This is a genomic window from Paraburkholderia kirstenboschensis, assembly GCF_904848585.1.
Classification (GTDB): Bacteria; Pseudomonadota; Gammaproteobacteria; order Burkholderiales; family Burkholderiaceae; genus Paraburkholderia; species Paraburkholderia kirstenboschensis.
The window spans coordinates 1,203,044-1,215,112 of sequence record NZ_CAJHCR010000001.1; the positions used below are offsets into that span (position 1 = coordinate 1,203,044).

A 12,069-nucleotide genomic window follows, 5' to 3' on the forward strand; every position below is an offset into this window, starting at 1 on the left:
TCCTCTCCATGAACGCACCGTCCAAAGATCCCCAACTCGAGTCGCTGAAAGTCCCGCCGCATTCGATCGAGGCCGAGCAATCGGTGCTGGGCGGGTTGTTGTTGGACAACGCGGCATGGGACCGGATTGCCGATTTCCTGTCGCAAAGCGATTTCTATCGCTACGATCACCGCATTATCTACGAGCACATCGGCAAGCTCATCGCAGCGACGCGCCCGGCCGACGTCATTACCGTTTACGAAGCGCTCGGAACGTCGGGCAAGGCGGAAGAGGTCGGTGGCCTTGCGTATCTGAACGCACTCGCGCAGAACACGCCGAGCGCGGCGAATATCCGGCGCTATGCGGAAATCGTGCGCGACCGCGCGGTGCTGCGCCGGCTGGTTTCCGTTGCCGACGAAATCTCGGCCGACGCCTTCAATCCGCAAGGCAAGGAAGTCCGGCAATTGCTGGACGAGGCGGAATCGAAGGTGTTTTCGATTGCGGAAGACGGCGCGCGTGGCACGCAGGGCTTTCTGGAAATCGGGCCGCTGCTGACTCAGGTCGTCGAGCGGATCGACACGCTGTATCACACCGCGAATCCGAGCGACGTGACCGGCACGCCGACCGGTTTTGTCGACCTTGACCGCATGACCTCGGGCATGCACGGCGGCGAGTTGATCATTGTTGCGGGACGTCCGTCGATGGGTAAGACGGCGTTTTCGATGAACATCGGCGAGTACGTTGCGGTCGAATACGGCTTGCCGGTCGCTGTGTTCTCAATGGAAATGCCGGGCTCGCAGCTCACCATGCGTATGCTCGGCTCGGTCGGCCGCCTCGATCAACACCGCATGCGAACCGGCCGTCTGACCGACGAGGACTGGCCGAAGCTCACGCACGCCGTGCAAAAAATGAGCGAGGCGCAGATTTTTATCGACGAAACCGGTGGTCTGAACCCGATGGAACTGCGCTCACGCGCGCGGCGGCTCTCGCGTCAGTGCGGCAAGCTCGGGCTCATCATCATCGACTACCTGCAGCTGATGAGCGGATCGTCTTCGGGTGAAAACCGCGCCACCGAAATCTCGGAAATCTCGCGTTCGCTCAAGAGCCTCGCGAAGGAACTGGATGTGCCGGTCATCGCTTTGTCGCAGCTCAACCGCGGTCTGGAACAACGTCCGAACAAGCGGCCGATCATGTCGGACCTGCGCGAATCGGGCGCTATCGAACAGGACGCCGACGTGATCCTGTTTATTTACCGCGACGAAGTGTATAACCCCGACAGCCAGGACAAAGGCACGGCGGAAATCATTATCGGCAAGCAGCGGAATGGCCCGATCGGACCGGTTCGGCTCACGTTCCACGGCCAATACACGAAGTTCGACAACTTTGCGGGCGCGCAGAATTTTTACGGCGATTAAGCGCGAATAGCGGCGGCGCAGCGCAAAGACCGCGCAAACGCAATGGCCGCTGTTGTAAGCGCGCTTTGCAAAGTGCTACATCGGGCCCGCAACGGTACAATATGGCGGTTTTATGTCAGCCATAATGTGACCAATTTTCGGGATCCCAATGTTCGGTCGATTCATGCCCACCGAGGGCAAGTTCTTTGATATTTTCAATGCGCACGCACAGTGCATCGTCTCGGCAAGCCGCGAACTCGAGCTGCTGATCGACAATCTGCAAGACGCCGAAACTCATAAGCAAAACGTGCAAAAAGCCGAGAAGGCTGCAGACAAACTCACGCACGAAACCATCGACCTGCTGCACAAGACCTTCATCACGCCGCTCGACCGCGATGAGATCCACAAGCTGATCACCACGATGGACGACATCCTCGACCTGATGGAGGACGTCGCCACCGCTATTTCCCTTTACGACGTCCAGTCGGTCACTTCCGAGGCGAGCCAGCTTGCGCACATCTGCACGGCGACGTCCGAGCGGGTGCAATTCGCCGTCAGCCTGTTGTCGGACATGAAGCAGGCGAGCCAGATTCTGAAGGCGTGCGAGGAAATCGACCGCCTCGAGTCCGAGGCCGACCGGGTGCTGCGCTCGGCCATGTCCAAGCTTTTCCGCGAAGAAGACAACGTCAAAACCCTGATCAAGCTCAAAGCCATTTACGAATTGCTCGAAACGATCACGGACAAGTGTGAAGACGTAGCAAACATCATCGAAGGCATCGTGCTGGAAAACGCATAATGCAATCGATACAACTTGCTATCTGGGTCGTCGCCGGCCTGGTCGCCGTCGCGCTCGTTTTCGACTTCATGAACGGTTTTCACGACGCGGCAAACTCGATCGCCACCGTCGTCTCGACAGGTGTGCTCAAGCCGCAACAGGCGGTGGCGTTCGCCGCGGCGTTCAACGTCGTCGCATATTTCGTGTTTCACCTGAAAGTGGCCGCGACTGTCGGCAAGGGCACGATAGACCCCGGCATCGTCGATCATTACGTGATTTTCGGTGCACTAGTGGGCGCGATCGGCTGGAATGTGATTACCTGGCACTACGGCATTCCGTCGAGTTCCTCGCACGCACTGATCGGCGGGCTCGTCGGCTCGGCGCTTGCCAAGTCGGGCTGGGGTTCGCTCAACCTCGACGGGTTGCTGAAGACGGTAGCGTTTATTTTCATTTCGCCGCTGCTCGGGTTCGTGCTCGGTTCGTTTTTCATGCTGGCTGTGTCGTGGATTTATTTCCGTACGCCGCCGAGCAAGGTCGACCGGCGCTTCCGGCGTCTGCAACTCGTGTCGGCTGGTCTGTACAGCCTCGGCCACGGCGGTAACGACGCGCAGAAAACCATCGGCATCATCTGGATGCTGCTGATCGCGACCGGCTATGCATCGTCGATCGCGGAGGCGCCGCCGCTGTGGGTGATCGGCGGCTGCTATCTGTCGATGGGGGTTGGCACGTTGTTCGGCGGCTGGCGAATCGTCCGCACCATGGGTCAGAAAATTACCAAGCTCAAGCCCGTTGGCGGCTTTTGTGCCGAATCGGGCGGGGCGATCACGTTGTTCACCGCTTCCTGGCTCGGTATTCCAGTGTCCACCACGCATACGATCACCGGCGCGATCGTCGGCGTGGGCGCGACGCAGAAGCTGAGCGCAGTCCGCTGGGGCGTGGCCGGCAACATCGTCTGGGCATGGATTCTGACGATTCCGGCGTCAGCGGCGCTCGCCGCCGCCGCCTGGTGGCTCGGTCACCGCTTGCTGTAACTACAACTACGGGCTGCGGGGCGGGCGGCAAGACCGTTCGCTCCGCAACCGCAGCGCTACAGCCTCGACAAACAGCGCGCATCGCTCAGATCAGCGGCGCGCTGCCTCCATCCATCGGGACGATCGCGCCCGTCACATAGCTTGCGCGGCGGCTTGCCAGAAACAGCGCGACATCTGCAATTTCCTCCGGTTTTGCGTAACGCCCAAGCGGCACCTTCGCCTGTCCACGCGCGAGCGCTTCGGCGCTCTGAATGCCTTGTTGCGTTGCTTCGAGCTTGACCGCTTCTTCGACGCGCTCGGTGAGCGTCGCGCCCGGATTGATCGCGTTGATCCGAATGCCGTAGCGCGCGTAGTAGTGGGCCAGGCCGACCGTGGCCAGCATCAGCGCAGCGTTGGCGGCGCCGCCGGCGATATGGATATCGCTCGCGATCTTCCCGCCCATGCCGATGATGTTGACGATCGTGCCGGGCTCGCCAGGATTGCCGCTTTTCGCGCGCTCGGCCATGCGGCGCAGCACTTCCTGCTGCGGGTAGATGTAAGGGAAATATTTGGCTTCCATCGTGGCGCGGAAGGCATCCGCGTCGAGCGTTTCGGGGTCGTAGCGGCGGGCCGCGCCGGCGCTGTTGACCAGTACGTCGATCGGGCCGACGGCCGTGCTGACTTCCTCCACGATGTCGGCGGCGCTATGCGGCTCATGCAGATCGGCGCGCGTGCGGTGCACATGCAAGCCTTCCTGCTTCAACTGTTCGTAGGCGCGCGCCAGATTCGCGGGATCACGCGAAACGATTGCCACCTTCGCGCCTTCCAGCGCGAAAGCCCGGGCGCACGCGAAGCCGATTCCCTTGCTGCCGCCCGTGATCAGCACCACTTTGTCTTTCAGCCCGAGATCCATTGTCGCCACCCGTTCGGAAGAATATCGATGACGATAGCAGATCGGCGGCCAACGTGTGCTGACGGAGTCGCGATTGCTGGCGGCGCTTGTGAGCGCGTCGATCGGATGAATCCGATTGATGTGGTGTGTTGTGTGGAAACGTCAGGCAGCGTCGGCTGACCATCTCATTTATGAGAATGTCCGCGCGTTTGGCCCGTACCGCTTGTTCGTCGATCGCGATTATTAATTAAGGATAGCGAATTATAAGAAGCGGGTTGGTGCATCATTTGACTTGCCCGCAGCGTTTTTGTCCTGACACACCATCTACTTGAAGCAACGCATGCCGCTGTTCGGCGGAATTCTTAACGTGGTCAACATCCAGCAGTGGGCTTATTGGCACCACCATGGCATGGAATCGCTTTCTGCCAGCCGGGTCGGCGACAGGTCGTATGCGATCTATCTGGTCAATGGGCCAGTCATTGCGTTGGGGCTTCACCTCTCGCCATTCAGTGGAATGGACCGCGCGAACACAACAGACCTGCTGTTCCTCACCAGCGTTTTTTTGAGTTGCACAGTGGTCCTGGCCGAACTGACCTATCGCCTGATCGAAGTGCCGGCCCGTCTGCATGGCCGCAAGCTTGCCAGGGCGTATGGCGAGGCCGCACCAGCGCGTGGTCGCTATGAACCGGCCGCTGCGGGCAACACGGCCCGTGAAGCCGAAAGCGGTTGATCCGCATTCTGCTCGCCACGTTTTAAAACGTCGTAAAACACTATCTCAAGGAATTCTGAAGTGAGTCTAGATTGCTCATCGGCTTCCGTCATCGTCGCCGGTGACGTAATGCTGGATCGCTACTGGTTTGGAGACAGCACGCGTATTTCGCCGGAGGCACCCGTGCCCGTGGTTCACGTTCAGCGCACGCGAGACGTGGCTGGCGGCGCAGCCAATGTCGCCGTCAACGCGGTGAACCTGGGTGTTCAGACCACGCTGTTGTCGGTCGTGGGCGACGATCAGGATGGGCGTGCTTTGCAGTCCTTGCTGGAATCCCGCAACGTTCACTGCGCGTTCCTCCGCGATCCAGCACTGCAAACCACCGTGAAGCTTCGCGTCATTTCACGCAACCAGCAAATCGTGCGCGCTGACTTCGAACAGCGTCCGGACCACGAGTTGTTGTTTCCGCTAGTGGCCCAGTTCCGGGAGAAGCTGAAAACATGCAAGACCGTCGTGTTCTCGGATTACGGCAAAGGCGGCCTCGCGCACCTACGCATGATGATGGGCGACGCGCGGGCCGCGAATGCAACCATTCTGATTGATCCGAAGGGGCCGGACTACTCGATATACCGCGGCGCAAGCGTCGTTACGCCGAACCGCGATGAATTCGCGCAGGCTGTGGGCAAGTGGAATGGCGAGTCGGACTTCGAGCGGCGCGCCTTCAAACTGCGCGACGAACTGGAGCTTGGAGCGTTGCTCGTTACCCGATCCGAGGAGGGCATGAGCCTCATTGTCGAGAACCGGCACGTTCGCATTCCCGCACAGGCGCGCGAGGTCTACGACGTTTCCGGCGCGGGCGACACAGTGATTGCCACCATGTCCGCCGCGCTGGGTGCAGGCCATGACATGGAAAGTGCAGCACGGCTCGCTAACGCGGCCGCCGGTGTTGTAGTTGGGAAGATTGGCACCGCGCCCATCACACTCGAGGAACTCAATCGGCATGTCTGAGCGCATTATCGTGACCGGTGCTGCCGGGTTTGTCGGCAGCAATATTGTGCGTGGGCTGAACGCGCGCGGCATAACGAACGTGATTGCCGTAGACAATCTAACGTCCGCTGACAAGTTCCACAACCTGGTCGATTTGCAGATCAGCGACTACAGCGACAAGTCCACGTTCTACGATGCCTTCGCAAGCGGGCGCTACGGCCATGTCGACGCGGTGTTTCATGAAGGCGCGTGCTCCGACACCATGCAGCACGACGGTCGCTATATGCTCGACAACAACTACGCGTCGAGCAAGACCTTGCTCGACGCCTGTATGGCGACGGGCACTCGACTGTTCTACGCATCGAGTGCTGCCACTTATGGCGGCTCCAGCGGCTCCAGCGGCTTCATCGAGCATCCTGCATTTGAACGGCCGTTGAACGTCTACGGTTACTCCAAGCTCCTGTTCGACCAGGTGGTGCGCCGCGCTTTGCCGGCGTCGCGCAGCCAGATTGCGGGGTTCCGCTACTTCAATGTCTATGGTCCCGGCGAGCAACACAAGGGGCGCATGGCATCGGTGGCCTACCACCATTTCAATCAGTTCCGGGCGCACGGCAAGGTGCAGCTGTTTGGCAGCTATGGCGGCTATGGCCCCGGTGAGCAGATGCGCGATTTCGTGTTCATCGACGACGTTGTCGCTGTCAATTTGTGGTTCTTCGATCATCCAGATAGAAGCGGCGTGTTCAACCTGGGATCCGGCCGCGCGCAGCCCTTCAACGACGTCGCGCTGAGCGCGGTCAACGCGGTCCGTGCGTCACAAAAGCTGGGCGCGTTGGGGCTGGATCGCATGGTCGCCGAGCGGCTGATCGAATACGTCGAGTTCCCGCGCGCGTTGCACGGCAAGTATCAGTGCTTTACCGAGGCGAATCTGCACAACCTGCGGGCCGCGGGCTGCGATCATGTATTCGCCGACGTCGAAAAAGGGGTAAGTGCGTATGTCGAGCGACTGCTCGGTCTTGAAAAGGACGCGGCCACTTTGTGACCTGCTGGCGATGCCATTGATCCGTCGACGTCTGTCCGTGCGCGAGTGTCGCGGCGCACGGGCCAGACACACCGTCTAGTTAGAAATTCCCGTTGGCGAAACGGGCGATCGGGTCGTCGTTGGTTTGCGAGGGGGCAGCGAGGCCTCGTGAGGCCGTCGAGGCTCGCATGATCTGCACGCTGCCAGTGTCGGCCGGTGCGCGCTCTGCCGCGTCCGCCTGCCGCGCCAGGCGTGCCTGACGTGCCGCGACCGAAGCAGGCGGCGGCGGCTCGAACGCATCGGCGGCTGCGTCGATTGCATCGGCTTCGCGCGCGGTTGCCGTTCGGGAAAGGGGCGGGGCACCTGCAGCGGCTTGCCGTAGAGCCGGTGCGCTGGCGCCGCCGTCATACCCACTTGCCTGAGCCGACAGAACAGGCGTCGGCGATACCGCGCCTGCTGCGCGCGCCTGAATCTGCGCCGCGCTCATGCCAGGCGGGGGAGGTTCGAAGGGATCGGCCTGGGCCGCGCGCGCTACCGGCGTGGCCGCTAGGGCCGGCTCGGCCGCCGCAGTCGATGGCGCGCGCGGCTCCGCGCCGGCGCGAGCTGTCGCTCGGGAGGGCGACGAACCGGTGACATAGACGGGGGCTGCTCGGCTCGCAGCTGTTGGTGCATTCGCCGCCGTCGCCTCGCCGCCGCCATATGCCGCGGTCGCCGCCTGTGCTACCGCACGCTCCGTCTGCGGCGCCGCTGCCTGATAATTAGGCGCGTCGAACGGTGCCGGCTTCGCGGCCGGTCCGGCCACGCGGCGAATGCCGTCGAAGCGCTTCGCCCAATACGGATTGGTCAAATAATCGAGCCGCACCGTGCCGCCCGTCGACGGCGCATTCACAAAGCGCAGCTTGCCCACGTAGATGCCCACGTGCGAGTGCGCGCGACCGGTCGTGTTGAAGAAAATCAGATCGCCCGGCGCGATCTCGTCCGGCTCGACCGATTCGCCGCGTCCGCTCATATCGGCGGTCGTGCGCGGCAAATTCACCGAAGCCGCGCGCGCCACGACATAGCGAACCAGGCCGCTGCAATCGAAGCCGCTATCGGGCGTGTTGCCGCCCCAACGGTAGGGCACGCCGACGAGGCTCATCGCCTGAATAGAGATTTCCTCGCGGCCAATGCTGTGGTCGACAAAGTTGGGGAAACCGGGTGGTGGCGCGCGATACGCGCCGTTTGCGACGACAACCCCGCCTGAAGAGCCGCGCGACGACGTCTTCTGCGGCGCGCCGGCACAGGCGGCGAGCAACAGCACGGTCAGCAGCGAAAACGCAAGTCGGCGCATGAAAGAGTAAAGCGGTAAACGCTCGTTTAAAGGCGGACGATGTCCGGATGGTAGCCGGTGAAACGCGGAAGCGGCAAGAACTCTTGACAAATTACTTGAAGTTCGTGCGCTAAGTGTTGCTGCCGAAAGACGCTGCCTAAAGACGCCGCCGCAATGAAAAAGCCGCGCCCGGAAATCTCCGGGCGCGGCTCCAAGGTACAGCCAGCTAATTGATTCTTAAAGGATTTCTGACGCGTAGTCGGCAAGGCGCGAGCGCTCGCCGCGCGCGAGCGTCACATGGCCGCTGTGCGCCCAGCCCTTGAAACGGTCGACCACATAGGTCAAGCCAGAACTGCCTTCCGTCAGATAAGGCGTGTCGATCTGCGCGATATTGCCGAGGCAGATGATCTTCGTGCCGGGACCCGCGCGGGTGACCAGCGTTTTCATCTGCTTGGGCGTCAGGTTCTGCGCCTCGTCGATGATCAGATACTTGTCGACGAACGTCCGTCCGCGCATGAAGTTCATGCTCTTGATCTTCAGGCGCGAGCGGATCAGTTCCTGAGTCGCGGCGCGGCCCCATTCTCCGGCGGCGTCGTCGGTTTTCTGCAGCACTTCGAGGTTGTCGTCGAAGGCGCCCATCCACGGCTGCATCTTTTCCTCTTCCGTACCGGGCAGAAAGCCGATGTCCTCGCCAACCGGCACCGTGGCGCGCGTCACGATGATCTCGTTGTAGCGCTTGTCGTCGAGCACCTGGGCGAGACCCGCCGCGAGCGCAACCAGCGTCTTGCCGGTGCCGGCCTGGCCGAGCAGCGTCACGAAGTCGATCTCGGGGTTCATCAACAGGTTCAGCGCGAAGTTCTGCTCGCGGTTGCGCGCTGTGATGCCCCACACGTTGTTCTTGTGGTGGCCATAGTCACGCAGCGTTTGCAGCAGCGCTGTCTTGCCGTTCAGCTCGCGCACCAGCGCGTGGAACGCCGGCTCGCCGTTCTGCGGCTCGAGATACACGAATTCGTTGACGAGCATTGACGGGCACAAGGGACCGGTCACACGGTAATACGTGGTGCCCGTCTTGGTGTCCTGCCAGCTCTCCATGCCCTTCGCGTGTCTCGTCCAGAAGTCCTGCGGCAGCGCGCGGATGCCCGAATACAGCAGGTCGCTGTCTTCGAGTACCTGGTCGTTGAAGTAGTCTTCGGCAGGCAGGCCCAGCGCATGCGCCTTGATGCGCATGTTGATGTCTTTCGACACCAGCACGACCTGGCGATCCGCCCGGTCGCGCTGCAACGCGCGCACGACGCCGAGAATCTGGTTATCGGCTTTGCCTTCCGGCAGACCTTCGACCGGTTCGATCGCGGTCAGCTTGGTCTGGAAGTACAGACGCCCGGACGCCTCGCGGCTGCCCAGACGCGCGAGCGAAATGCCTTCGGACATATTGCCCGCGTTCGCCACCAGTGCGTCCAGCGTGCGACTCACCTGGCGAGCGTTACGCGCGACTTCCGACATGCCTTTCTTGTGGTTGTCGAGTTCTTCCAACGTCATCATCGGCAGATAGACGTCGTGTTCCTCGAAACGGAACAGGCAGCTCGGGTCGTGCATCAGCACGTTCGTGTCCAGCACGAAGAGCTTCTGAACTTCGACCGGCTCGGCGGCGGTGCCGCGTTTTTTATTCGTGCCGCGCGCGGTAGGCGCGGCGGCCGGCGTGCTCGCCGTGGGCTGCTTCGCGCTCGGCGTGCGTGCCACGACCGGCTGCGGCTCGCCAGCGGGTTCGGCTTGCGGACGGGCACCGGGAACCGGTTGCAGCAGCGCGGCGGTTTGCCTCGTCTTGCGCCCGGAGCCCGACGCGCCGCGTGCCTGAGCGGCCTCGTCCGCCGCGTTCCCCGTTGCGGCTGCCGACGATGCCGGCACCGGCCGCAACGTGGTCGCGGCATTGGCGGCGTGCGACATGGGCGTGGCGACGTTCGCGCGGCCGTAATCGGCCGACTCCGCGGATTCGCCTTCGGCCTGTTTCTTCGAAGCGGAGCGCGCCGGTGTGGCGGCTTTGGCCTTGTATTCGTCAGGCGGCAGGAGATTGCCGAGCTTGCTGGGGGGGGTAGGCAAAGGCATGGTTTCCCTCGAAATTATCGGGTCACATATCGTGCGCCGCCTGTCGCATTCTGCCCGTGCCGATGTTGCGCACGCAGTTTGCGCCCGGAGGCGCGCATTCGGTCTAGAGATGCCGGTTCGCCTGGTCTTCGATCGGCTCCTTAACGGTAACGCGCGGCCGAGTGAACGTACGGCTGCGCGCAATTGAAAAAGCCGCCGCCCCGGCGTACGGGGCAAGCGGCTCGCCTACGGTGTTCGCATTGCGCCTGACGACTCCGACGGACCCGATGCATCCGGCAAAGCGGCCGTCGAGTGTGGCGCAGCGACGAAAAATTTGGGGTGGACAGGCACTCATTGCAACCCAATATAACGCGCCTCAAAGCGCTTGTACAGCCTCCAGAATTTCGTCGACATGCCCGGGCACCTTCACGCCGCGCCACTCCGTGCGCAGCACACCGTCACTATCGATCAGGAACGTGGAGCGTTCGATTCCCCGTACTTCTTTGCCATACATTTTCTTCATTTTGATGACGTTGAAGAGCGCGCACAGCTTTTCTTCCGGATCCGAGATCAGCGGGAAGGGCAATTCGAGCTTTGCCTTGAAGTTGTCATGCGAGCGCAGGCTGTCGCGCGACACGCCGATGATCTCCGCGCCGGCCTTCTTGAACTTCGGATACAGATCGCGAAACTGCAGACCTTCGGTCGTGCAGCCGGGCGTGTTGTCCTTCGGATAAAAATACAGCACCACCTTCTTGCCCCGCAGTTTGGACAGCGTGATCTCGCCTCCGGTGGCGGGAGCGGTGAAGTCGGGGATGGGTTGGTCGACTGCGATGGACACGAGGTTCTCCGGTTGTTATGGGCGGCGCCGCCTTGTGAATCCGACAAGGCGGCGTCGGCCTGGCATCGAGTTGGGGGAAGGGGCTACCGGTGCGCGCATATTCTCGCGTGGCGGTTGAGTCGTCAGGGCGGGCTGCCGGACAGCAACTCAATGGCTGCGTGAATTCAGCACGCCGAGCGGCCAGTCACGGCTGGACGATCAGTTCGCCGGAGCGCCCTGGAATTTCGCCCCACGTAACAGGGTACGATGGCAGCGCGCCGCGGTCCAGCGTGGCGTAGTAGTCGCCCATGGTCGCGAACGTGTGGCCTTGTGCACGCCAGCCTTCCAGCAACTGTTCGAAGATCGGCGCGAGCTTCTGTCCTTCGAGTTCCGCGTGCAGCGTGAACACCTGATCGTGCGGATTGTTTTCCGTGTGCCTCAGCATGAAGGCCGCGACGTTGTGTTCGTCCACGCCGTCCACGCCGAGGACTTCGTCCAGCGTCGGCAGCGTGGTCGGCATCTGCACATGCGCAAGCGTTCTTCCGTCGACCACGGGAAAATACGGCGAATGGCCCCGGCCGTCGGACGCGTAGTGCATGCCCCAGGCGTCGATCTGCTCGAACGCATGGCCGTTCATCTGCCAGCCGGCCGCGCCATGCGTGACGGGTGGTGCACCGAAGATTTCAATGAAACGGTCGTGGCTTTTCTGCATTTGCGCCGACGTCCACGCGCGATCTTTCGATCGCACGTTGTCCTGCCAGTACACGTGATCCCATGTATGAATGCCGCACTCGAAACCGGCTTCGTGGATCGCCCGCATTTCCGCCGACGCCTTGGCTCCGATGTCCGGCCCCGGCAGCAGCACGCCGTACATCAACTGCTTGAGCCCGTAGTGCTCGACCACCGACGTGCGCGACACCTTCTGCAAAAAGCCCGGCCGCAGCACACGGCGCATTGCCCAACCTGTGTGATCGGGGCCGAGGCTGAAGAGGAAAGTAGCGCGCGCCTTGAAGCGGTCGAAAATACGCGCGAGATTCGGCACGCCTTCGCGTGTGCCGCGCAGCGTGTCAACGTCGATCTTCAGGACGATTCGGGCCAAG

Annotated in this window: 11 protein-coding genes; 6 read left to right on the plus strand and 5 right to left on the minus strand. The window is 62.0% G+C overall.

Going from position 1 to position 12,069, the window contains the following annotated elements; genetic code table 11:
- The first annotated feature begins 8 nt into the window (after positions 1-8).
- The 3 genes from JMY24_RS05485 to JMY24_RS05495 all read left to right on the plus strand — a co-directional run bounded on the left by JMY24_RS05485 (position 9) and on the right by JMY24_RS05495 (position 3,179).
- Positions 9-1,394 carry a replicative DNA helicase gene (locus tag JMY24_RS05485; protein ID WP_020065810.1) on the plus strand — a complete coding sequence of 462 codons (1,386 nt, stop codon included), beginning with the start codon at positions 9-11 and terminating at the stop codon, positions 1,392-1,394.
- A 148-nt stretch (positions 1,395-1,542) separates the two neighbouring features.
- Complete coding sequence (locus JMY24_RS05490) at positions 1,543-2,169, plus strand: DUF47 domain-containing protein (RefSeq protein WP_027798850.1); 627 nt, start codon at positions 1,543-1,545, stop codon at positions 2,167-2,169.
- On the plus strand, positions 2,169-3,179 hold the full coding sequence (locus JMY24_RS05495; RefSeq protein WP_128586509.1) for an inorganic phosphate transporter: 1,011 nt from the start codon (positions 2,169-2,171) through the stop codon (positions 3,177-3,179). Before JMY24_RS05490 ends, JMY24_RS05495 begins: the two co-directional genes overlap by 1 nt.
- Before the next feature lie 85 nt (positions 3,180-3,264).
- On the opposite strand, the gene JMY24_RS05500 is transcribed toward JMY24_RS05495, so the two are convergent.
- Positions 3,265-4,071, minus strand: coding sequence for an SDR family NAD(P)-dependent oxidoreductase (locus tag JMY24_RS05500; RefSeq protein ID WP_128586508.1), 807 nt, complete (start codon positions 4,069-4,071; stop codon positions 3,265-3,267).
- Between the two features lie 319 nt (positions 4,072-4,390).
- Here JMY24_RS05500 and JMY24_RS05505 point away from each other — a divergent pair, with 319 nt between their 5' ends.
- Genes JMY24_RS05505 through rfaD form a run of 3 tightly spaced genes read left to right on the plus strand, consistent with a single transcriptional unit; the run spans position 4,391 to position 6,785 of the window.
- Positions 4,391-4,780 (plus strand): acyltransferase family protein, encoded by a 390-nt coding sequence (locus JMY24_RS05505; protein WP_128594935.1) that lies wholly within the window; start codon positions 4,391-4,393, stop codon positions 4,778-4,780.
- 60 nt (positions 4,781-4,840) lie between these two features.
- On the plus strand, positions 4,841-5,767 hold the full coding sequence (gene rfaE1, locus JMY24_RS05510; protein ID WP_128594936.1) for a D-glycero-beta-D-manno-heptose-7-phosphate kinase: 927 nt from the start codon (positions 4,841-4,843) through the stop codon (positions 5,765-5,767).
- Positions 5,760-6,785, plus strand: coding sequence for an ADP-glyceromanno-heptose 6-epimerase (rfaD, locus tag JMY24_RS05515; protein WP_128594937.1), 1,026 nt, complete (start codon positions 5,760-5,762; stop codon positions 6,783-6,785). The genes rfaE1 and rfaD overlap by 8 nt, the downstream gene beginning before the upstream one ends.
- A 79-nt stretch (positions 6,786-6,864) precedes the next feature.
- Here the strand turns inward: rfaD and JMY24_RS05520 are convergent, their stop codons facing one another.
- The 4 genes from JMY24_RS05520 to JMY24_RS05535 all read right to left on the minus strand — a co-directional run bounded on the left by JMY24_RS05520 (position 6,865) and on the right by JMY24_RS05535 (position 12,068).
- Positions 6,865-8,094 carry a C40 family peptidase gene (locus tag JMY24_RS05520; RefSeq protein ID WP_201701486.1) on the minus strand — a complete coding sequence of 410 codons (1,230 nt, stop codon included), beginning with the start codon at positions 8,092-8,094 and terminating at the stop codon, positions 6,865-6,867.
- Between the two features lie 216 nt (positions 8,095-8,310).
- Positions 8,311-10,173 carry a PhoH family protein gene (locus JMY24_RS05525; protein ID WP_201701487.1) on the minus strand — a complete coding sequence of 621 codons (1,863 nt, stop codon included), beginning with the start codon at positions 10,171-10,173 and terminating at the stop codon, positions 8,311-8,313.
- Between the two features lie 355 nt (positions 10,174-10,528).
- Positions 10,529-10,990 (minus strand): peroxiredoxin, encoded by a 462-nt coding sequence (locus JMY24_RS05530; protein ID WP_020065818.1) that lies wholly within the window; start codon positions 10,988-10,990, stop codon positions 10,529-10,531.
- Positions 10,991-11,174: 184 nt separating this feature from the next.
- The gene (locus tag JMY24_RS05535) at positions 11,175-12,068 is read right to left on the minus strand and encodes a polysaccharide deacetylase family protein (RefSeq protein ID WP_128594938.1); all 894 of its coding nucleotides are present in this window, start codon (positions 12,066-12,068) and stop codon (positions 11,175-11,177) included.
- Position 12,069: the final 1 nt, after the last annotated feature.

Excerpts from the sequence above, each read along its gene's own strand:
- JMY24_RS05500 (WP_128586508.1), bottom strand. The coding sequence starts at position 4,071 with ATGGATCTCGGGCTGAAAGACAAAGTGGTGCTGATCACGGGCGGCAGC.
- JMY24_RS05520 (WP_201701486.1), bottom strand. The coding sequence starts at position 8,094 with ATGCGCCGACTTGCGTTTTCGCTGCTGACCGTGCTGTTGCTCGCCGCC.
- JMY24_RS05485 (WP_020065810.1), top strand. The coding sequence starts at position 9 with ATGAACGCACCGTCCAAAGATCCCCAACTCGAGTCGCTGAAAGTCCCG.
- JMY24_RS05495 (WP_128586509.1), top strand. The coding sequence starts at position 2,169 with ATGCAATCGATACAACTTGCTATCTGGGTCGTCGCCGGCCTGGTCGCC.
- JMY24_RS05525 (WP_201701487.1), bottom strand. The coding sequence starts at position 10,173 with ATGCCTTTGCCTACCCCCCCCAGCAAGCTCGGCAATCTCCTGCCGCCT.
- rfaD (WP_128594937.1), top strand. The coding sequence starts at position 5,760 with ATGTCTGAGCGCATTATCGTGACCGGTGCTGCCGGGTTTGTCGGCAGC.
- JMY24_RS05505 (WP_128594935.1), top strand. The coding sequence starts at position 4,391 with ATGCCGCTGTTCGGCGGAATTCTTAACGTGGTCAACATCCAGCAGTGG.
- JMY24_RS05490 (WP_027798850.1), top strand. The coding sequence starts at position 1,543 with ATGTTCGGTCGATTCATGCCCACCGAGGGCAAGTTCTTTGATATTTTC.